Consider the following 20,507-nt stretch of genomic DNA (forward strand, 5'->3'; position numbering starts at 1 on the left):
ACAGGTAAAAAAAATCCCGCCACTGGCGGGATTTTAAGCAAACTATTTCTGAATTATTCTTTGATTAAGAAATCGTCCAGTTGTTTACCTTGTTCTTCCATCGCTTTTTTGATCACTGCCGGTGTACGACCCTGACCAGTCCAGGTTTTAGTTTCACCGTTTTCGTCAACATAGCTATATTTCGCCGGACGTGCAGCGCGTTTAGCTTTGGTGCCAGATTTAACAGCAGCCATGCTATTCAGCAGTTCGTTCGGGTCAATGCCGTCAGCGATCAGCATTTCACGATATTGTTGCAGTTTACGAGTACGTTCTTCAACTTCAGCAGCTGCAGCGCTTTCTTCTTCACGGCGCTCGCTAACAACAACTTCTAATTTTTCCAGCATTTCTTCAAGCGTTTCCAGAGTACATTCTCTTGCCTGCGCACGAAGAGTACGGATGTTGTTCAGAATTTTAAGTGCTTCGCTCATTGTAGTAATCTCAAACTTATATTGGGGGTGGTTTGTTGAGCTAATAATAGAGCGATAAATTCAGTTGTGCAATAGCCAGGAATGTAAGGAATTCAAAATTGCGCTTTATTTAGTATCAGAATTAATTCATCTGTCTTAAATTCTCCGCGACGTTGGGCATAAAAAAGGCTTATTGGTGAGGGGGCTTCTCAGCGGCTGAGAGTAAAAATTCAAGATTCAGGTCACATTTTATGGTGTACAAATAGTATCTCTTTGCAGTGATTTCAACCTTTTGTATTAGTTTTGCTTACATGAATTCGCTAATACATGGCGACAGTGGGTAGATTCAATAACAATAAGGGAAGGGTTTCTTTATTGCCGTAAGAAGATAAGAGGTATGGATAAATTTCATGAGCACTATTTGTGAAAGAGTGTGTATATACCCATCGAGTTTCAGGCTACCTGGGCCATGGCTGGAGTGTACTCACGCTCCCGTGTCACTTAAAGGATCGGTTATTTAGGCGACACTGAGCGAGTCTGAACGCCTATTTATACGCCTATGCAGGCAACGCTACACCGACACGTTCGTGAAATATGGTACAATCCTGCCCATATTTATTTCCCCGGGTGAGGGCCTACGGTCAATGGCACAGCTATATTTTTACTATTCTGCAATGAATGCCGGTAAGTCGACTGCATTGCTGCAATCTTCGTACAATTATCAGGAACGTGGGATGCGTGCCGTGGTATATACAGCGGAAATTGATGACCGCTTTGGTGCTGGAAAAGTAAGTTCGCGTATAGGTCTGTCGTCACCTGCAAAATTGTTTAACCAAAATTCATCATTGTTCGAAGAGATTCGGGCTGAGAATGAGCAGCAAAGAATTCACTGTGTACTGGTTGATGAGTCGCAGTTTCTGACTCGACAGCAGGTTTATGAATTATCTGAGGTTGTCGATCAGCTGGATATTCCCGTGTTGTGCTACGGCTTGCGTACCGATTTTCGTGGTGAGTTATTTGGCGGCAGCGAATACCTGTTGGCGTGGTCAGATAAACTGGTTGAATTAAAAACCATTTGTTTCTGTGGGCGTAAGGCCAGCATGGTGTTGCGTCTTGATCAGGCAGGACGACCTTATAACGAGGGCGAACAGGTGGTGATTGGCGGGAACGAACGCTATGTATCGGTGTGCCGTAAGCATTATAAGCAAGCACAGTCTGAGGGCTCTCTGACGGCGATACAAGAACGACACAACCACGACTAACTCTACGCGCTTCTGGGCGCTTATTAGCACAGGGTAGGCTGAGCATTCGCTAATGTTCGCTACCCTATCAGACACTCTCCTGACGCTATTCTCGCATCCTCCTAAGCATCCTTTTACAGGTCCATCCTTTAAACGTCGCTGAATTGGTCATGTTTCGATTCTGATAACGTAAGATGCAAAAAAAAACGGCCCCAATTCGGGACCGTTTATGGTGAAACTAAAACTTATCTGGATGAATTAAGCGGATTTCTTCGCTTTCTTCTCAGCTTTCGGAGCAGCTACTGCTTCAGTCTTAACGGCGGTTTGATCTTCGCTGTATTCACGACCGTAGTAGGTATCCATCAGGATCTGTTTCAGTTCAGAAATCAGCGGGTAACGCGGGTTAGCACCAGTACACTGGTCATCAAACGCATCTTCAGACAGTTTGTCCACGTGTGCCAGGAAGTCAGCTTCCTGAACGCCAGCTTCACGGATAGACTTAGGAATACCCAGTTCAGCTTTGATTTCGTCCAGCCAGCCCAGCAGTTTCTGGATTTTTGCAGCAGTACGGTCGCCCGGTGCGCTCAGACCCAGATGGTCTGCGATTTCAGCGTAGCGACGACGAGCCTGCGGACGGTCGTACTGGCTGAATGCAGTCTGTTTAGTCGGGTTGTCGTTCGCGTTATAACGAATAACGTTGCTGATCAGCAGGGCGTTCGCCAGACCGTGAGGAATGTGGAACTGAGAACCCAGCTTGTGCGCCATTGAGTGACATACACCCAGGAAGGCGTTAGCAAACGCAATACCGGCGATGGTTGCTGCACTGTGTACACGCTCACGCGCTACCGGGTTCTTAGAACCTTCGTGGTAGGACGCTGGCAGGTTTTCTTTCAGCAGTTTCAGCGCTTGCAGAGCCTGACCGTCGGAGAACTCAGAAGCCAGCACGGATACGTAAGCTTCCAGGGCGTGAGTGACGGCATCCAGACCACCGAACGCACACAGGGACTTAGGCATATCCATCACCAGGTTGGCGTCAACAATCGCCATATCCGGAGTCAGCGCATAGTCTGCCAGCGGGTATTTCTGACCAGTTGCATCGTCAGTAACAACCGCAAACGGAGTAACTTCAGAACCAGTACCGGAAGTGGTGGTGACGGCAACCATCTTCGCTTTTACGCCCATTTTCGGGAACTTGTAGATACGTTTACGGATGTCCATAAAGCGCAGTGCCAGTTCTTCGAAGTGGGTTTCTGGGTGTTCGTACATAACCCACATGATTTTCGCGGCGTCCATCGGGGAACCGCCACCCAGCGCGATGATCACGTCTGGTTTAAAGGAGTTAGCCAGCTCAGCACCTTTGCGTACAACGGTCAGAGTTGGGTCAGCTTCAACTTCAAAGAACACTTCGGTTTCAACGCCAGCAGCTTTCAGCACGGAGGTGATCTGGTCAGCATAGCCATTGTTAAACAGGAAGCGGTCGGTCACGATCAGCGCACGTTTGTGACCATCGGTAATCACTTCATCCAGTGCGATTGGCAGAGAGCCACGACGGAAGTAGATAGATTTCGGAAGTTTGTGCCACAACATGTTTTCAGCTCGCTTAGCAACGGTTTTCTTGTTGATCAGGTGCTTAGGACCAACGTTTTCAGAGATGGAATTACCACCCCAGGAACCACAACCCAGAGTCAGGGAAGGCGCGAGTTTAAAGTTGTACAGGTCACCGATACCACCCTGAGAAGCTGGGGTGTTAATCAGGATACGTGCGGTTTTCATCATCTGACCGAAGTAAGCAACACGTTCTGGCTGGTTGTCCTGGTCGGTGTACAGGCAAGAGGTATGACCGATACCGCCCATCGCAACCAGTTTTTCAGCTTTAATAACGGCGTCTTCGAAGTCTTTCGCACGGTACATTGCCAGCGTCGGAGACAATTTTTCGTGAGCGAACGGTTCGCTTTCGTCAACAACTGTCACTTCACCGATCAGAATCTTAGTGGTTTCTGGTACGGAGAAGCCTGCCAGTTCAGCAATTTTGTATGCCGGCTGACCAACGATAGCCGCGTTCAGCGCGCCATTTTTCAGGATAACGTCCTGAACGGCTTTCAGCTCTTTGCCTTGCAGCATGTAGCCGCCGTGAGTCGCGAAACGCTCACGTACTGCGTCGTATACAGAGTCAACGACAACAACGGACTGTTCAGAAGCACAAATTACGCCGTTATCGAAGGTTTTAGACATCAGAACAGATGCAACAGCACGCTTGATATCAGCGGTTTCATCGATAACCACAGGGGTGTTACCTGCGCCTACACCGATTGCCGGTTTACCGGAACTGTATGCTGCTTTAACCATGCCTGGACCACCGGTCGCAAGGATCAGGTTGATGTCCGGGTGGTGCATCAGCGCGTTTGACAGTTCTACGGAAGGTTGATCGATCCAGCCGATCAGATCTTTCGGTGCGCCAGCAGCAATTGCTGCCTGCAGAACGATATCAGCCGCTTTGTTAGTGGCATCTTTAGCACGCGGATGCGGAGAGAAGATGATGGCGTTACGCGTCTTCAGGCTGATCAGTGATTTGAAGATTGCAGTAGAAGTCGGGTTAGTGGTTGGAACGATACCGCAGATGATACCAATCGGTTCAGCGATGGTAATGGTACCGAAAGTGTGGTCTTCAGCCAGCACACCACAGGTTTTTTCGTCTTTATATGCGTTATAAATGTATTCGGAAGCAAAGTGGTTTTTAATCACTTTATCTTCGACGATGCCCATGCCAGATTCGGCAACGGCCATTTTCGCGAGAGGGATTCGAGCGTCTGCGGCAGCCAGAGCGGCGGCACGGAAGATTTTGTCAACCTGTTCTTGAGTGAAACTGGCATATTCACGCTGGGCTTTTTTTACGCGCTCTACAAGTGCGTTAAGTTCAGCGACATTAGTAACAGCCATAATGCTCTCCTGATAATGTTAAACTTTTTTAGTAAATCATCTGCTCGATACGAGAGTATAGACAGATCGACGAAAATTTGTGTAACGTTTTGAAAATCAAACGGTTAATTAACGTCCACTTTACCTTGATTTACTAAAAGAGCTTATACGCTAGCGCCACTTAATTCTAACGCGCTACCTCCAGGTGGCGTAAGCAAGATTACTCACTTCTGAGTAGTAATTGCGTGATCTGGATCAAAATTTCGCAAAGCTGACACCTTTCAGCAGGCCCTTTTAGCGTTTATCGGTAAGTGTTAATAAATTGATGGGGTGAATGCCATTAACATTAGCATATTTAATACATATTAATAACACTAAGTATTGGATGTGTATTTACGTAGATATACACAGATAGAAGGTGAAGTATGCTGACAAAAGGCGTATCTTCAGCGCGGATTTTATCAATTTTTATGACTCATTTTATCCGGCTAACGCTTCGGAGCTAACCGTGATCCAAACGCTATTTGATTTTCCTGTCTATTTTAAGTTTTTCATTGGGTTATTCGCATTGGTTAACCCGGTCGGGATCATCCCAGTCTTTATCAGTATGACCAGCTATCAAACGGCTGCTGCGCGAAATAAAACCAACCTTACGGCAAACCTGTCGGTTGCCATCATCCTGTGGACTTCGCTGTTCCTTGGTGACGGTATTCTGCAGCTCTTCGGTATCTCGATAGATTCGTTCAGGATTGCCGGCGGCATTCTGGTGGTGACCATCGCAATGTCCATGATTAGCGGAAAACTGGGCGAAGATAAGCAAAACAAACAGGAAAAATCAGAAACAGCAATCCGCGAAAGTATCGGCGTAGTGCCGCTGGCATTGCCGCTGATGGCGGGGCCAGGGGCGATAAGCTCAACTATTGTTTGGGGTACGCGCTATCACAGTGCGATTAACCTGTTTGGTTTTTTTGTGGCGATTGCGTTGTTTGCCCTGTGCTGTTGGGGACTTTTTCGCATGGCACCGTGGCTGGTACGGCTGCTGGGCCAAACCGGTATCAACGTCATTACGCGTATTATGGGGTTGTTGTTAATGGCCTTAGGGATCGAATTCATTGTGACTGGAATCAAGTCCATTTTCCCCGGTTTACTTGCCTGATATTCCTCTTCGGCATCAACGGAGCCTCTTTCGGCTCCGTTTCCATTCGTTATTAGTAAAACTTCTCACTAAAGTTGAAAATCAGCATAGAAATATAAAAATATCTGATGGTGATTCATTAATTTATTCATTGATTTTATGGATATAACACTCAATGGTCCACCAGAGGGATCCCGATGTCACTGTTATTTTATTAACATCATACTCTGGGGCTTGCTGAAGGATTATCGAAATGTTATTAGTTATTTCAGCGTTTTTTTTAGATGAATGTGCTAATTAATAACCAATTGTTAAATTTATGTGCATTTTGGCGTGGTGTTGACACAGGACTGGGGAGTTAACACTGCGCGTTATGCAATGTATTGATTTTCATCGTTTTATTGTCATGATCTTTCATTCGTAAGACTTTTTTAGTGAGATTTATTTCCAATAAAAGAGAATTGGTTAACAAATTTGTAAAATGTATTGGCGGTTAAGAAACGCATTTGATACTTTCCGGCCAGGTATTATGCAGAAGAATTCACGTTGATGAGAATCATTTTCAATTAGTTTCTCTCAACAGGGTAATAACGTGTTTCCGGCAGGGGAGGCACGTAGATAATCGACGCAAGGCGGTCATACGAATCGCCAGAAATAAAGTCGGTGATAGCAAGCAGTAAAACAAGAAACTACCTGACGGCAGAAAATCTCCGGTGCCGTACAGGGATCCTGACAGGATTAACAGTCTGGTTAAAAAACCAGCCATAATAATGAGGGAGTACAAACACAATGACTAACATCACTAAAAAAAGTTTAGTAGCTGCGGGGATCCTAACTGCGCTAATCGCTGGGAATGTTGCTACGGCTGCAGTTGTGCCAGCAGGTGTGCAGCTTGCTGAAAAGCAGACTCTGGTGCGTAATAACGGTTCGGAAGTTCAGTCACTCGATCCACATAAAATCGAAGGTGTACCTGAATCCAATATCAACCGTGACCTGTTTGAAGGTTTATTAATCAGCGATGTCGATGGCAAACCATCGCCTGGCGTGGCTGAAAAGTGGGAAAATAAAGACTTTAAGGTGTGGACATTCCATCTGCGTAAAGACGCTAAATGGTCTGACGGCACGCCTGTTACCGCGCAAGATTTCGTGTATAGCTGGCAACGCCTGGCTAATCCAAATACCGCGTCACCGTACGCCAGTTATTTACAGTACGGTCACATTGTCAATATTGACGATATTATCGCCGGCAAAAAGCCGATCACCGATCTCGGTGTCAAAGCTCTCGACGATCATACATTTGAAGTCACCCTGAGCGAGCCGGTTCCTTATTTCTACAAATTGCTTGTGCACTCATCCGTTTCTCCGGTTCCTAAAGCAGCGGTTGAAAAATACGGTGAGAAATGGACCCAGCCCGCTAACATCGTCACCAACGGCGCCTATAAGCTGAAAGACTGGGTGGTCAACGAGCGCATTGTACTTGAGCGTAACACCAACTACTGGGACAACGCCAAAACGGTTATTAACCAGGTTACCTACCTGCCAATTTCTTCTGAAGTGACTGACGTTAACCGCTATCGCAGCGGCGAAATCGACATGACCTATAACAACATGCCGATCGAGTTATTCCAGAAACTGAAAAAAGAGATCCCAAACGAAGTTCACGTTGACCCGTATCTGTGCACCTATTATTACGAAATCAACAACCAGAAAGCACCGTTCAACGATGTTCGTGTTCGTACCGCCCTGAAACTGGCGTTGGATCGTGACATTATCGTCAACAAAGTTAAAAACCAGGGGGACCTGCCGGCGTATAGCTTTACCCCTCCTTACACCGATGGCGCGAAACTGGTTGAACCTGAGTGGTTCAAATGGTCTCAGGAAAAACGTAATGAAGAAGCGAAAAAACTGCTGGCTGAAGCCGGGTATACCGCTGAAAAACCGTTGACCTTTGACCTGCTGTATAACACCTCAGATCTGCATAAAAAGCTGGCCATCGCTGCGGCATCTATCTGGAAGAAAAATCTGGGCGCCAACGTGAAGCTGGAAAACCAGGAATGGAAAACGTTCCTCGATACGCGCCATCAGGGTAACTATGATGTTTCGCGTGCGGGCTGGTGTGCGGATTACAACGAACCAACATCCTTCCTGAATATGGTGCTGTCTGACAGCTCCAACAACACCGTCCACTATAAGAGCCCGGAGTTTGATAAGCTGATTGCGGATACGCTGAAAGTGACTGATGAAGCGCAGCGCAGCGAACTGTATTCGAAAGCTGAACAGCAGCTGGATAAAGATTCTGCGATTGTACCGGTTTATTACTATGTTAACGCCCGCCTGGTGAAACCATGGGTTGGCGGATACTCCGGTAAAGACCCGATGGATAATATCCACGTTAAAGACTTGTATATTATCAAGCATTAATGGCAAGACGTGGGGCAATCATTTTGCCCCACAGTGTCTTTTTCTTCGAACTATTAACACCGCTTTACCTGAACGTCGGGGTAGAAGAGGTGTAAAGGCACACGCCAGAAGGTACGGGCAATGTTAAAATTTATATTACGTCGCTGTCTGGAAGCGATTCCGACGCTGTTTATACTTATTACGATTTCATTCTTTATGATGCGCCTTGCGCCGGGAAGTCCATTCACCGGGGAACGCGCGTTACCGCCAGAGGTACTGGCTAATATCGAAGCGAAATATCATCTTAACGATCCTATCTCGACGCAGTACTTCAGCTACCTCAAGCAGCTGGCGCATGGCGATTTTGGGCCATCTTTTAAATATAAAGACTATACGGTAAACGACCTTGTGGCATCGAGCTTTCCGGTTTCTGCGAAGCTGGGAGCTGCGGCCTTTATTCTGGCGGTCCTCGTTGGTGTTAGTGCAGGGGTGATAGCCGCGCTGAAACAAAATACGCGTTGGGACTACACGGTGATGGGGGTGGCAATGACCGGGGTGGTTATCCCCAGTTTCGTGGTCGCTCCCTTATTGGTCATGATATTTGCCATAACCTTGAAATGGCTGCCCGGAGGCGGCTGGAACGGCGGGGCGTTGAAATTTATGATCCTGCCGATGGTGGCCTTGTCACTGGCTTATATCGCCAGTATCGCCCGTATTACCCGCGGTTCGATGATTGAAGTGCTGCACTCTAACTTTATTCGTACCGCGCGCGCTAAAGGGTTGCCGATGCGGCGGATTATTTTCCGCCATGCGTTAAAACCTGCGCTGTTGCCCGTGCTGTCCTATATGGGACCAGCATTTGTCGGCATTATCACCGGTTCGATGGTTATTGAAACCATCTATGGTTTGCCGGGCATTGGCCAGCTGTTCGTCAATGGCGCGTTAAACCGCGACTATTCGCTGGTCCTGAGCCTCACCATACTGGTAGGGACGCTGACCATCGTGTTTAACGCGATTGTTGACGTGCTGTATGCCGTTATCGACCCGAAAATTCGTTACTGATACTGGAGCTCGCTATGATGTTAAGTAAGAAAAACAGCGAAGCGCTGGAAAATTTCAGTGAAAAGCTGGAGGTCGAGGGCCGCAGTCTGTGGCAGGACGCGCGTCGACGCTTTATGCATAACCGCGCGGCGGTAGCAAGCCTGGTCGTGCTGGTGATTATTGCGCTGTTTGTGACGCTGGCGCCGATGCTGTCGCAGTTTACCTACTTCGATACCGACTGGGGTATGATGTCCAGCGCGCCGGATACAGAATCTGGACACTATTTCGGCACCGACTCGTCAGGTCGAGACCTGCTGGTTCGTGTGGCGATTGGCGGTCGCATCTCGCTGATGGTCGGCATTGCCGCGGCGTTGGTCGCGGTAGTTGTTGGCACGCTATACGGTTCTCTGTCGGGCTACCTCGGCGGTAAAATCGACTCCGTGATGATGCGTCTGCTGGAAATCCTCAACTCCTTCCCGTTCATGTTCTTCGTGATTCTGCTGGTCACTTTCTTTGGGCAAAATATCCTGCTGATTTTTGTCGCTATCGGGATGGTATCCTGGCTGGATATGGCGCGTATCGTGCGTGGACAAACGCTGAGTCTCAAGCGCAAAGAGTTTATTGAAGCAGCGCAAGTGGGTGGGGTATCTACCGTGCGCATCGTTATCCGTCATATTGTGCCGAACGTGCTGGGCGTGGTGGTGGTGTACGCTTCGTTGCTGGTGCCCAGCATGATCCTGTTTGAATCCTTCCTGAGCTTTTTGGGATTAGGGACGCAGGAGCCGTTAAGTAGCTGGGGGGCGTTGCTGAGTGATGGTGCCAACTCGATGGAAGTCTCACCATGGCTGCTGCTGTTCCCGGCAGGATTCCTGGTGGTCACTTTGTTCTGTTTTAACTTTATTGGCGATGGCCTGCGTGATGCCCTCGACCCGAAAGACCGTTAAGGAGTGCAGCCATGAGCGTAATTGAAACCTCAACCGCGCCGCTCGCGCAACAACAGGCTAACGCACTGCTGAACGTTAAAGATCTGCGCGTGACGTTTGCCACCCCCGACGGCGATGTGACCGCGGTAAACGATTTAAACTTTTCTCTGCGAGCTGGAGAAACGCTGGGAATTGTTGGGGAATCCGGTTCAGGGAAATCGCAAACGGCCTTTGCCCTGATGGGCCTGCTGGCGGCAAATGGCCGTATCGGAGGTTCCGCAACCTTCAACGGACGTGAAATTCTGAATTTACCGGAACGAGAGTTGAACAAACTGCGCGCCGAGCAAATCTCGATGATTTTCCAGGACCCGATGACCTCTCTCAATCCGTACATGCGAGTCGGCGAGCAGTTGATGGAAGTTCTCATGCTGCATAAAGGCATGAGCAAAGCGGAAGCCTTTGAAGAATCTGTAAGAATGCTGGATGCGGTGAAAATGCCGGAAGCGCGTAAGCGTATGAAAATGTATCCGCATGAATTCTCCGGCGGGATGCGTCAGCGTGTAATGATCGCCATGGCACTGTTGTGCAGGCCTAAATTACTGATAGCCGATGAGCCGACTACTGCGCTCGATGTTACGGTACAGGCGCAAATCATGACCCTGCTGAATGAACTGAAAAGCGAATTCAACACTGCGATTATCATGATCACCCACGATCTGGGAGTAGTGGCCGGTATTTGCGATAAAGTTTTGGTGATGTACGCCGGACGTACCATGGAATATGGCAGTGCGCGGGATGTCTTTTATAAGCCCGTTCATCCGTATTCGATTGGTTTGCTGAATGCCGTACCTCGTCTGGATGCCGAAGGGGAAGAGATGCTGACTATCCCGGGCAACCCGCCGAACCTGTTGCGTCTACCAAAAGGCTGTCCATTCCAGCCGCGTTGCCCGCATGCGATGGAAATCTGTAGCAGTGCTCCGCCACTGGAAGAGTTTAGTCCGGGCCGCCTGCGCGCCTGCTTTAAACCGGTGGAGGAACTGGTATGAATGCGGTCACCGAACAACGAAAAGTGCTCCTTGAAATTGCCGATCTTAAAGTCCATTTCGACATTAAAGACGGCAAGCAGTGGTTCTGGCAGCCGTCTAAAACCCTGAAAGCGGTTGATGGCGTGACTCTGCGACTGTATGAAGGTGAAACCCTGGGCGTGGTCGGCGAATCAGGCTGTGGAAAATCGACTTTTGCCCGTGCGATTATTGGCCTGGTGAAAGCCACTGATGGAAAAGTCGCCTGGCTGGGTAAAGATTTGCTGGGCATGAAACCCGATGAGTGGCGGGAAGTGCGTAGCGATATTCAGATGATTTTCCAGGATCCGCTGGCATCATTGAATCCGCGCATGACCATCGGTGAAATCATTGCCGAACCGCTGCGGACTTATCATCCGAACCTGTCTGGTCAGGAAGTCCGCGACCGTGTGAAGGCGATGATGATGAAGGTGGGGTTGCTGCCAAATCTGATTAACCGCTACCCGCATGAGTTTTCCGGCGGTCAGTGTCAGCGTATTGGTATTGCCCGGGCGCTGATCCTCGAGCCGAAGCTGATTATTTGCGATGAACCGGTTTCGGCGCTGGACGTATCCATTCAGGCCCAGGTGGTGAACCTGTTACAACAGCTCCAGCGTGAAATGGGATTATCGTTAATCTTCATTGCTCACGACCTGGCGGTGGTGAAACATATCTCCGATCGCGTGCTGGTCATGTATCTCGGACACGCGGTGGAATTAGGGACTTATGATGAGGTGTACCATAATCCGCTGCACCCTTATACCAAGGCGTTGATGTCTGCAGTGCCGATTCCCGACCCGGATCAGGAAAGGAACAAGGTTATCCAGTTGCTGGAAGGCGAATTACCGTCGCCGATTAATCCTCCTTCCGGCTGCGTGTTCCGTACGCGCTGCCCGATTGCCGGACCGGAATGCGCAAAAACCCGCCCGGTTCTCGAAGGAAGTTTCCGTCACGCAGTTTCCTGCCTGAAAGTAGACCCGCTATAATCCAGAGGGCTGACAAAGGTCAGCCCTTCTTTTTGGTGAGGTATATGTGTCAGGTTTAGTCTCTTCTGTCCGCCGCGCGCTCTATCGCAAATTATTCGATTTAAACACCCGTTCAGGGCGTCGCTTTGAAGGTATGTGTGCGCTGTTCGCCTTGCTCAGCGTTATTGTTATCTTCATTGAGTCCGGCGTCGGGACGCAATACCATTTAACCTTCGAGGAATGGCGCATTTTTGTCTGGCTGGAGGTCTTTATTACTCTGGTCTTTACCCTCGAATATTTTCTTCGCTTATGCAGCTGGGCCAATCCCGCTAAATATGTGTTTAGCTTCTGGGGGATTATCGATCTGGCCACCATTCTACCGCTGTACGTGATGTGGCTATGGCCTGAAATCAGTTTGAGCTATGTCTTCGCCTGGCGAGCGATGCGTGTCCTGCGCGTCTTGCGTATTCTCAAGCTGCTGCGTTTTATGCCTTCTCTGCGAGTGTTCTGGAATGCGTTAAAAAGCGCCCGTCATCAACTGATGTTGTTCTATTCCTTTATTGCCATTCTGATGGTTGTTTTCGGCGCGATGATGTATCTGATAGAAGGGCCCAAATATGGCTTTACTACGCTGAATGCGTCTGTGTATTGGGCTATTGTTACGGTCACCACCGTCGGCTACGGTGACATTACACCGCACACGCCGTTGGGACGCATGGTGGCGTCAGTGCTTATCCTGATTGGATACTCTGTGATTGCGATACCGACCGGATTGATAACCACACACATGAGCAGTGCGTTCCAACAGCGCGGATATCAGCGTAGATGTCCACAGTGTCAGCAGGCGCAGCATGAACATAGTGCGCAGTTTTGTAACCGCTGCGGAAGTAAACTGCCGGGATAAAAATGAAAAAAGCTGCGAGAGCAGCTTTTTTGTTTGTTACTCGCGCCAGAGAATATGGCAGAGTTTGTGATCTTTTTCGCGACATAATAAAACGCGCGCAAAAATATCGTTAATCTCGCCGTCTTCTGTATCTGCCAGACCAATCACCACTTCGGCAAAGAAGTCAGGGTTCAGGTCAAAATCAACATGCTCCTGCCAGTCTTCTGCCGGGTCGAATAACTCGGCACCACCGCGCTCTTCAAACTGTAAATTGAACAGAATGATGTCGGCTGGATCCAGGTTGTCCGCAGCCAGTTCGAGAAAAATATCGTAAGCCTGCTCAAGCGTTTCGTCTTCAGTCAGGCGATTGTTCAAATCCATATCCATAATGACTACCTGTTTACTGTCTGATGGGCACGTTTTACAGCAACGGACTAAAGAAGTAAAACAGTCGCTCAGCGATCCGCTGCCAGAGTGGTCGTTTTACCCACAAACGGGCATCAAGCAGACGGGAACGCGAAATATAATCATCCTGTACTGCCGCGAGATCGCCACCGAATCCGGCATCATCAATGACCAGCGTGATTTCAAAATTGAGCCACAGACTGCGCATATCCAGGTTAACGGTACCGACCAGGCTCAGCTCGCCATCGACCAGTACGCTCTTGGTGTGCAGTAAGCCACCTTCGAACTGATAGATTTTAACGCCAGCCGCCAGCAACTCAGTGAAAAAGGCCCGGCTTGCCCAGCCAACCAGCAGGGAATCATTCTTGCGTGGAAGAATAATACTGACGTCGACCCCGCGCTGCGCCGCTGTACAGATCGCGTGCAGCAGATCGTCGCTGGGAACGAAGTAGGGCGTGGTCATAATTAAATATTCACGCGCCGAATAAGCTGCGGTTAACAGCGCCTGATGAATCAAATCTTCAGGGAAACCAGGTCCCGAAGCGATTGTGTGAATGGTGTGGCCGCTGGCCTGTTCAAACGGCATGATATTGACGTCTGGCGGCGGGGGCAGAATGCGCTTGCCGGTCTCAATTTCCCAGTCGCAGGAATAGACGATGCCCATAGCGGTGGCTACCGGGCCTTCCATTCTCGCCATCAAATCCACCCATTGCCCGACGCCTGCATCTTGTTTGAAGAAACGGGGATCGACCATGTTCATGCTGCCGGTATAAGCAATATAGTTATCGATCATGATCATTTTGCGGTGCTGACGCAGGTCCATACGGCGTAAAAATACACGCATCAGGTTTACTTTCAGCGCTTCAACAACCTCGATACCCGCGTTACGCATCATCGCCGCCCATGGGCTGCGGAAGAACGCCACGCTACCCGCGGAATCCAGCATTAAGCGACAGTGAATTCCACGCCTTGCGGCAGCCATTAATGACTCGGCGACCTGATCGGCCATACCGCCTGGTTGCCAGATGTAGAACACCATCTCGATGTTGTGACGCGCCAGTTGAATATCACGGATCAATGCCTGCATCACGTCATCTGAACTGGTGAGCAACTGCAGTTGATTCCCTTTAACGCCAGCGATTCCCTGACGACGCTCGCACAGCTTAAATAAGGATGACGCGACGCTGCTGTTTTCCTGCGCAAAAATATGCTTACAGGCTTTAAGATCGTTCAGCCACTTGGCCGTTGACGGCCACATTGCCCGGGCGCGTTCGGCGCGACGTTTACCCAGGTGGAGCTCACCGAAGGAAAGATAAGCAATGATCCCTACCAATGGCAGAATATAGATGATCAAAAGCCAGGCCATTGCGGAGGGCACTGCGCGTCGTTTCATTAGAATGCGTAATGTTACGCCAGCAATGAGTACCCAGTAACCCAGAATGACCAGCCAACTCACCACGGTGTAGAAGGTTGTCATAAATTTAAAAATCCTTTTGAAAGCGTATTGTTAAGAGTTTACGCATCAGGATTAATCTGGCAAATAAAAACACGGGAAAACCACTGGTCTGCATTCGGTGTGGCGTTATAATGGCCGCTCAGTGACTGAAAGAGTAGTAAACATGAAGCGTAGTAGAACGGAAGTGGGACGCTGGCGGATGCTACGTCAGGCTAGCCGCCGTAAAGCACGTTGGCTTGAAGGACAATCGCGCCGTAATATGCGTATCCATACCATCAGAAAGTGTATTCTTAACCATCAACGTAACTCGTTGCTGTTTGCGATCCACAACATCTGATCTCAAAAGGGCACCGCTGTCGGTGCCCAATGTCTGCTTTTCGTTTTGTTTTTAAAATACTTTTTTGTACGGTTTTACTGAAACCTGCGCATAAACACCTGCCGCCACGTAGGGATCGGCTTCCGCCCACGCCTGCGCGGCTTCTAAAGATTCAAATTCTGCGATCACCGTTGAGCCGGTAAAGCCTGCGGCGCCCGGATCGTTACTGTCAACCGCTGGCATGGGACCCGCCGTGAGCAAACGGCCTTCGTCATGAAGGAGTTGCAGACGAGCCAGATGAGCAGGGCGTACGGAAAGACGTTTTTCGAGAGAGTCTGCGATATCTTGAGCGTAAATAACGTACAGCACGGGTAGAGCTCCTTGAACGGTAAAAGGTCATATTTACGTTATTGGAAAGGCCTGGTAACTGCAACGGAAAGATAACTAATATGTTAAGGCCATACTTTGAAAATGGTTTTTTTACTGAAACGATTATGACTTCAATGACTATCGTATGGAGTCTATTCGGTTAGTGTTTCTGATCTTCAAGTATGATAAAAAATCTATGATAACAATAAGATAATCCGTAGTATTATGGGTGAAGTAAATAGTTATGAGGGGCAGTGAAGTGGCAAAATCGCTTGTGCACCAACTTCAGGCTGAGGCAATTGACGATACGAAAAGCCTGAGTAGTCTTCTTATGAAAGCAAAACTGGTTGCATCTAAACTTGCTCTTGAAGACATAGCTGAATGGATTGAGTTTGAGTTAAATGGTTATCCTCGTCGTATGGATGTCCCCGATTATCGACGTTTCAAGTGTCTTCCAGAGGCATGGAATCCTTTTCGTGGATGGATTCCTATAGATTTTGGAAAATTGCCCCCAAAAATACTTTATGAGTTCACCACGGTATACGTCCAAGAATCAATTTCTAACATCGAAAAACACGTTTCTGAGTCTGGGAGGCTGGAATTTCGTATGCCACCAGAATTGTTGGAAATCCTTTATGCCGGAGGTAATGACAGGTTCAAAGTTTCGTGGCGTTTCAGTGCTGCATCTTTGAGTAGTGTTTTGGCAAAGGTGAGAGGGCAAATACTCAACTGGTCATTGGATTTGGAAAAACAAGGAATTTTGGGGGAGGGAATAAACTTTTCCTTTAAAGAGAAGGAGATAGCCAGCATGGTTTTCAAAAATGATTTCAATGGCGCTGTAATTAATAACAATGGTGTGCTCGGATCGTCTACTGGTGATGTTACTCAAGAAAACACAATGTCGGTTGGGTCATTTGACTCGCTCAGGGATGAGTTGAAGAAGATTGGCGTAAGTGATGAAGAAGTTGCTGAATTACGTGAGGCAATCGATAACAGCGAACAGCCACTTACACGTACAGGGTTTAGCCCCAAAATTTCGGAGTGGATCGGTAAAATCTCTGTCAAAGCTATGCAGGGAGGCTTGAAAGTGGGGGGCACGGTCGCTGTAGGTGTTATTGCAAAACTAATTACAACCTATTTGATGGGCTAATTTTTGTGTTTATGTACTGATTTACCATACAAAATTCTGAAAATAACGACATCAAGTGACAAGAAAAATGAGTGATTTTTTAAAATTGAACCGCTGTTCTTTACCAGCTTTTTGCTGTGGTTTTTAATGATTTGCATTATTGGTTACGCTGTGGAGCATAAGTCTAAATACCCCGCTATTGGATTTACAATCAAACTGATTGGAACATTATTGACTTCGTTCTGGTTGATCGTTTTGCTTTGAAAAAGTTAGGTCTCGTCACATATAGCTTTTAATTTTTAGTAACTCGGATTTGAATGAAGATATTTATCCATTAAAATCTCTTCATACGAAGCTGTATAAAAATGATACTTATTACAAAGCGTAAGGAATGTACAAGAAATGAGCGATAGTAGTATCGGGGATTCTATAAAAGAAGCACTTCAGGATAGACTTACAAACCCGCTATGGGGCTACATTATTTTTTCATGGTGCGGCTTCAACTGGCAGAATCTAGCAGTGCTTTTTATGAGCAATGCCTCTGTAGGTACGCGAATTCAGCAGATCACTTCACACGAATGGTTTTATACACATTACCTCTTTGCACCTGTTGTAACTGGTGCTGTATTGGCTGCTGTTGCACCGTACATCAACCTGCTGTTGTCGATTATTCATAAATGGGCGATGGCTAAGCAGCGTGCAGCGGAGAAAGCAAATTTACTTGAAGAGTATGAGTTCAAGAAACTTACCGCAGATAAAAAAGCTGAGGCTGAAAATGCTGATAAAATCGCACTTGCGACACAAGAGTTGATACTGGAGCAGCAGAAGCAGCTAATCGAAAGAGAGAAACTTGATACGAAATCGCTTAGTGATTCTAAAGCCCTTTTGGAAAATGAAGTAGATACACTGGAGTCTGCCGTTAGAAAACAAAAAGTGGAACGAGAAGCACTAACTGAACAAATCGATAAAATACTTGAACAAGTATGTGCTATTGAGGATCTAATCTATGAATCGAGTTCAAATGAACTGAGTCAGTTGGATTTTTCTAATAAGATAAAAGCGTTAGTTCATCCTTCGTTGTTGGAGGATGCTCGTAAGAGACACGTAAACAATAACATTCCTTATTAATTCGGCTCAAAGGAATAATTATTTATTTTCTGTCGGAGGGCGAGTATCGAATTGTTTAGTAATTTTTAGGCGATAGGATCCATGTACTTAATCGTGTTTGAAAAGATTGTCAGGTATTTGGCAAAAGGAAAGGAAATACCTTTGCTCCAAAGTCGGTGGGTACGTTTTTGGTAGGCTGAGGGCGCGAGCCAGTAACCTTATACGTAATCTTCGAGAGAATCACCTGATGGAATGCACCGTTCCGTGATTTCTTCGTCTGTATCGCCGTTGTCGCGGACTGCTTCAATACAATCAGCAATCTTGCGGTAATCTGTTGCTGGTGGTCTGTAAATAGGCCTTGTTTGATGCCAGTCACACAACGTCAATTCCCTTACCTGTAATCAGATCTACAATACTTTCCGTGTCACGCGCTTTCTGACGATTGAGTCTGTCCTCGGATTCGACAGGTAGAACGGTGCTACCAGCAATGTATTTTCCATCCTGAATAATTTGCAGCATTCGACCAAAATCGCCTTTTAGATGTTTTCCGTGATAGGCCGATTGCCCTTCATCCATAAACTTATCTGCAATTGTTGCATCTGGATTGCTTTTTAACCAGCGGTCGAAAAGTTCCTGTTGGCTGCGTATAGAATCCCCGCGTTCTTGTGGCTTACTGCTGAATCGAAGGTATGTTATTACTTAGCGCATGGTGGTACACTCTGACGCAAATGATTATCAATTAGCTAAAAGCCTATTAAATGTATGTCTTATGCTACAATGCCGAATAGCTCAAATTCAATGACCCTTGATTTACCTCGTCGCTTTCCCTGGCCTACGTTACTTTCTGTCGGCATTCATGGTGCTGTAGTGGCAGGTTTGCTGTATACCTCGGTACATCAGGTTATTGAACTGCCTGCGCCAGCGCAGCCGATCTCCGTTACGATGGTTGCGCCTGCCGATCTTGAACCGCCTCAGGCCGTTCAGCCGCCGCCGGAACCCGTCGTCGAGCCTGAACCGGAGCCAGAACCGATCCCCGAACCGCCAAAAGAAGCGCCGGTAGTGATTGAGAAACCGAAGCCCAAGCCTAAACCGAAGCCAAAACCGGTGAAAAAGGTGGAAGAGCAGCCGAAGCGTGATGTTAAACCAGCAGAGCCGCGTCCGACGTCCCCGTTTGAAAATACGGCGCCTGCGCGTCCAACAACCAGTACCGCTCCGGCAACCACTAAACCGGCGGTGAGTGCTCCATCGGGTCCGCGAGCCTTAAGTCGTAATCAGCCTCAATATCCGGCACGTGCACAGGCGTTGCGCATTGAAGGCCGTGTGAAGGTCAAATTTGACGTGACCTCGGATGGCCGGGTTGAAAATGTGGAAGTTCTGTCCGCACAGCCTGCGAATATGTTTGAGCGTGAAGTGAAAAATGCGATGCGCAGATGGCGTTATGAAGCCGGTAAGCCAGGTTCCGGGCTGGTGGTGAATATTGTTTTCCGCCTGAACGGCACAACACAGATCGAGTAAGCATCAGGCCGGATTTGGCGTTACGCCGCCAAAACCGGCAGAATGATTGCCGGATGGCGATGCTTGCGCGTGCTATCAGGCCAGGGAGGGAATCGGCCGCGGTTTACCGTCTTTATCAACGGCAACGTAGATAAACAGGGCTTCGGTAGCTTTATAGCGCTGGCCGATAGGTTCTGAAGCGACTTTCTTCACCCAGACTTCAATATTAATGCTGATCGAGGTCGTCCCGCGTTTCACGCAGCGTGCGTAGCAACAAACCACATCGCCCACGGCAACCGGGCGCAAAAAGCTCATTCCTTCAACCCGCACCGTGACCACGCGACCATGTGCGATCTCTTTGGCCTGAATAGCGCCACCTATATCCATTTGTGACATCAGCCAGCCGCCAAAAATATCACCGTTTGCGTTGGTATCGGCAGGCATAGCCAGAGTGCGTAAAACCAGTTCGCCCTGGGGAGTGTTATTCGTTGTTGTCATTGTAGAACCGACTATAGAGAAAGATTACAGGCGCGATGCTACTAGAATTTACGCGCTGAGAACAGAGGGGATGCGGCCTGCGGGGCGGAAGTAAGCCAGGTTGATGGCAACAAGGAACGCGAAGGGATAAAAATTCGCCAGATCCGGAGATCTGGCGAGCATTTATTACGATTTATCTTCCTGCGGAAGGTGGCGGTAAATATAGACTCCGCTCAGTAACGTAAATAGTAAAGTCAGGGCGGTCAGGCCGAATACTTTAAAGTTGACCCAAATATTCTGCGGTAGCCAAAACGCGATATAGATATTCGCCAGACCGCACAGGATAAAGAAGACGGCCCAGGCGAAGTTAAGTTTTATCCAAACCGGCTGTGGCAAGCTCAGCTCTTTACCTAACATGCGCTGAATCAGCGGCTTTTTCATTACCCATTGGCTAACCAGCAGCGCACCGGCAAACAGCCCGTAAATCACCGTTACTTTCCACTTAATGAATTCATCATTGTGGAAGAAAATGGTCAGGCCACCGAACACGGCTACCAGAACAAAAGTGATCAATGCCATCTTCTCGACCTTGCGATAGCGGACCCAGCTGTAAATCAAAACCACAGCCGTCGCAACAATCAGCGCCGAGGTCGCCGCGTAGATGTCATAGAGCTTATAAAAAGCAAAAAAGACAACCAGCGGTAAAAAATCAAGAAACTGCTTCATTCTTCGATTCCGTCATC

The 20,507-nt window shown here is 48.1% G+C and carries 20 protein-coding genes; 12 read left to right on the forward strand and 8 right to left on the reverse strand.

The features are described 5' to 3' along the window. Positions 1–53 precede the first annotated feature (53 nt). A complete protein-coding gene (gene hns, locus HV352_RS10490) occupies positions 54–467 on the reverse strand; it encodes a histone-like nucleoid-structuring protein H-NS (RefSeq protein WP_003020723.1) in 414 nt (137 codons plus the stop codon). 623 nt (positions 468–1,090) lie between these two features. Here hns and tdk point away from each other — a divergent pair. Continuing rightward, positions 1,091–1,708 carry a thymidine kinase gene (gene tdk / locus HV352_RS10495; protein ID WP_019076935.1) on the forward strand — a complete coding sequence of 206 codons (618 nt, stop codon included), beginning with the start codon at positions 1,091–1,093 and terminating at the stop codon, positions 1,706–1,708. Between the two features lie 237 nt (positions 1,709–1,945). On the opposite strand, the gene adhE is transcribed toward tdk, so the two are convergent. Then, positions 1,946–4,624, reverse strand: a complete 2,679-nt coding sequence (gene adhE / locus HV352_RS10500; RefSeq protein ID WP_016153272.1) for a bifunctional acetaldehyde-CoA/alcohol dehydrogenase — start codon at positions 4,622–4,624, stop codon at positions 1,946–1,948. A 487-nt stretch (positions 4,625–5,111) separates the two neighbouring features. On the opposite strand from adhE, the gene ychE reads away from it, so the two are divergent. The 7 genes from ychE to HV352_RS10535 all read left to right on the forward strand — a co-directional run bounded on the left by ychE (position 5,112) and on the right by HV352_RS10535 (position 13,032). Next, positions 5,112–5,759 (forward strand): NAAT family transporter YchE, encoded by a 648-nt coding sequence (gene ychE, locus HV352_RS10505; RefSeq protein WP_003020714.1) that lies wholly within the window; start codon positions 5,112–5,114, stop codon positions 5,757–5,759. A 768-nt stretch (positions 5,760–6,527) separates the two neighbouring features. Next, positions 6,528–8,159: an oligopeptide ABC transporter substrate-binding protein OppA gene (oppA, locus tag HV352_RS10510; RefSeq protein WP_049269433.1), complete on the forward strand. Its 1,632-nt coding sequence runs from the start codon at positions 6,528–6,530 to the stop codon at positions 8,157–8,159. 120 nt (positions 8,160–8,279) lie between these two features. Continuing rightward, positions 8,280–9,200 (forward strand): oligopeptide ABC transporter permease OppB, encoded by a 921-nt coding sequence (oppB, locus tag HV352_RS10515; RefSeq protein WP_003020708.1) that lies wholly within the window; start codon positions 8,280–8,282, stop codon positions 9,198–9,200. A 14-nt stretch (positions 9,201–9,214) separates the two neighbouring features. After that, a complete protein-coding gene (gene oppC / locus HV352_RS10520) occupies positions 9,215–10,123 on the forward strand; it encodes an oligopeptide ABC transporter permease OppC (RefSeq protein ID WP_003020701.1) in 909 nt (302 codons plus the stop codon). Between the two features lie 11 nt (positions 10,124–10,134). After that, positions 10,135–11,148, forward strand: a complete 1,014-nt coding sequence (gene oppD, locus HV352_RS10525) for a murein tripeptide/oligopeptide ABC transporter ATP-binding protein OppD (protein ID WP_003833364.1) — start codon at positions 10,135–10,137, stop codon at positions 11,146–11,148. Then, positions 11,145–12,149, forward strand: coding sequence for a murein tripeptide/oligopeptide ABC transporter ATP-binding protein OppF (gene oppF, locus HV352_RS10530; RefSeq protein WP_016156729.1), 1,005 nt, complete (start codon positions 11,145–11,147; stop codon positions 12,147–12,149). The genes oppD and oppF overlap by 4 nt, the downstream gene beginning before the upstream one ends. Positions 12,150–12,195: 46 nt before the next feature. Next, positions 12,196–13,032 (forward strand): ion transporter, encoded by an 837-nt coding sequence (locus HV352_RS10535; RefSeq protein WP_016156728.1) that lies wholly within the window; start codon positions 12,196–12,198, stop codon positions 13,030–13,032. Between the two features lie 36 nt (positions 13,033–13,068). Here the strand turns inward: HV352_RS10535 and HV352_RS10540 are convergent, their stop codons facing one another. Next, positions 13,069–13,398, reverse strand: a complete 330-nt coding sequence (locus HV352_RS10540; protein WP_003020691.1) for an HI1450 family dsDNA-mimic protein — start codon at positions 13,396–13,398, stop codon at positions 13,069–13,071. A gap of 34 nt (positions 13,399–13,432) precedes the next feature. Continuing rightward, a complete protein-coding gene (gene cls, locus HV352_RS10545) occupies positions 13,433–14,893 on the reverse strand; it encodes a cardiolipin synthase (RefSeq protein ID WP_003020687.1) in 1,461 nt (486 codons plus the stop codon). Between the two features lie 142 nt (positions 14,894–15,035). Between cls and HV352_RS10550 the strand changes: the two genes are divergently transcribed. After that, positions 15,036–15,209, forward strand: coding sequence for a YciY family protein (locus HV352_RS10550; protein ID WP_016153268.1), 174 nt, complete (start codon positions 15,036–15,038; stop codon positions 15,207–15,209). A gap of 51 nt (positions 15,210–15,260) precedes the next feature. On the opposite strand, the gene HV352_RS10555 is transcribed toward HV352_RS10550, so the two are convergent. Continuing rightward, the gene (locus tag HV352_RS10555) at positions 15,261–15,557 is read right to left on the reverse strand and encodes a YciI family protein (RefSeq protein ID WP_003020675.1); all 297 of its coding nucleotides are present in this window, start codon (positions 15,555–15,557) and stop codon (positions 15,261–15,263) included. 259 nt (positions 15,558–15,816) lie between these two features. Here HV352_RS10555 and HV352_RS10560 point away from each other — a divergent pair, with 259 nt between their 5' ends. Together HV352_RS10560 and HV352_RS10565 are read left to right on the forward strand one after the other, a co-directional pair. Next, complete coding sequence (locus tag HV352_RS10560; protein ID WP_141895322.1) at positions 15,817–16,707, forward strand: hypothetical protein; 891 nt, start codon at positions 15,817–15,819, stop codon at positions 16,705–16,707. 381 nt (positions 16,708–17,088) lie between these two features. Further along, complete coding sequence (locus HV352_RS10565) at positions 17,089–17,814, forward strand: hypothetical protein (RefSeq protein ID WP_053090393.1); 726 nt, start codon at positions 17,089–17,091, stop codon at positions 17,812–17,814. A gap of 351 nt (positions 17,815–18,165) precedes the next feature. Here HV352_RS10565 and HV352_RS10570 read toward each other — a convergent pair whose 3' ends face one another. Further along, positions 18,166–18,489 carry a recombinase family protein gene (locus HV352_RS10570; protein WP_227021735.1) on the reverse strand — a complete coding sequence of 108 codons (324 nt, stop codon included), beginning with the start codon at positions 18,487–18,489 and terminating at the stop codon, positions 18,166–18,168. Positions 18,490–18,591: 102 nt separating this feature from the next. Between HV352_RS10570 and tonB the strand changes: the two genes are divergently transcribed. Continuing rightward, positions 18,592–19,308: a TonB system transport protein TonB gene (gene tonB, locus HV352_RS10575; protein ID WP_016156660.1), complete on the forward strand. Its 717-nt coding sequence runs from the start codon at positions 18,592–18,594 to the stop codon at positions 19,306–19,308. A 75-nt stretch (positions 19,309–19,383) separates the two neighbouring features. Here tonB and yciA read toward each other — a convergent pair whose 3' ends face one another. Further along, positions 19,384–19,785: an acyl-CoA thioester hydrolase YciA gene (gene yciA / locus HV352_RS10580; protein WP_016153266.1), complete on the reverse strand. Its 402-nt coding sequence runs from the start codon at positions 19,783–19,785 to the stop codon at positions 19,384–19,386. Between the two features lie 165 nt (positions 19,786–19,950). Beyond that, positions 19,951–20,490 carry a septation protein A gene (locus HV352_RS10585; protein ID WP_019076883.1) on the reverse strand — a complete coding sequence of 180 codons (540 nt, stop codon included), beginning with the start codon at positions 20,488–20,490 and terminating at the stop codon, positions 19,951–19,953. Positions 20,491–20,507: the final 17 nt, after the last annotated feature.

The organism is Citrobacter sp. RHBSTW-01044 (assembly GCF_013781945.1).
GTDB lineage: Bacteria > Pseudomonadota > Gammaproteobacteria > Enterobacterales > Enterobacteriaceae > Citrobacter > Citrobacter braakii.

Coding starts and splice junctions, on each gene's coding strand:
- tdk (WP_019076935.1), top strand. CDS start 1,091: ATGGCACAGCTATATTTTTACTATTCTGCAATGAATGCCGGTAAGTCG.
- yciA (WP_016153266.1), bottom strand. CDS start 19,785: ATGACAACAACGAATAACACTCCCCAGGGCGAACTGGTTTTACGCACT.
- hns (WP_003020723.1), bottom strand. CDS start 467: ATGAGCGAAGCACTTAAAATTCTGAACAACATCCGTACTCTTCGTGCG.
- tonB (WP_016156660.1), top strand. CDS start 18,592: ATGACCCTTGATTTACCTCGTCGCTTTCCCTGGCCTACGTTACTTTCT.
- HV352_RS10585 (WP_019076883.1), bottom strand. CDS start 20,490: ATGAAGCAGTTTCTTGATTTTTTACCGCTGGTTGTCTTTTTTGCTTTT.
- adhE (WP_016153272.1), bottom strand. CDS start 4,624: ATGGCTGTTACTAATGTCGCTGAACTTAACGCACTTGTAGAGCGCGTA.
- oppC (WP_003020701.1), top strand. CDS start 9,215: ATGATGTTAAGTAAGAAAAACAGCGAAGCGCTGGAAAATTTCAGTGAA.
- oppA (WP_049269433.1), top strand. CDS start 6,528: ATGACTAACATCACTAAAAAAAGTTTAGTAGCTGCGGGGATCCTAACT.
- HV352_RS10565 (WP_053090393.1), top strand. CDS start 17,089: ATGAGCGATAGTAGTATCGGGGATTCTATAAAAGAAGCACTTCAGGAT.
- oppD (WP_003833364.1), top strand. CDS start 10,135: ATGAGCGTAATTGAAACCTCAACCGCGCCGCTCGCGCAACAACAGGCT.
- HV352_RS10540 (WP_003020691.1), bottom strand. CDS start 13,398: ATGGATATGGATTTGAACAATCGCCTGACTGAAGACGAAACGCTTGAG.
- oppF (WP_016156729.1), top strand. CDS start 11,145: ATGAATGCGGTCACCGAACAACGAAAAGTGCTCCTTGAAATTGCCGAT.
- oppB (WP_003020708.1), top strand. CDS start 8,280: ATGTTAAAATTTATATTACGTCGCTGTCTGGAAGCGATTCCGACGCTG.
- cls (WP_003020687.1), bottom strand. CDS start 14,893: ATGACAACCTTCTACACCGTGGTGAGTTGGCTGGTCATTCTGGGTTAC.
- HV352_RS10550 (WP_016153268.1), top strand. CDS start 15,036: ATGAAGCGTAGTAGAACGGAAGTGGGACGCTGGCGGATGCTACGTCAG.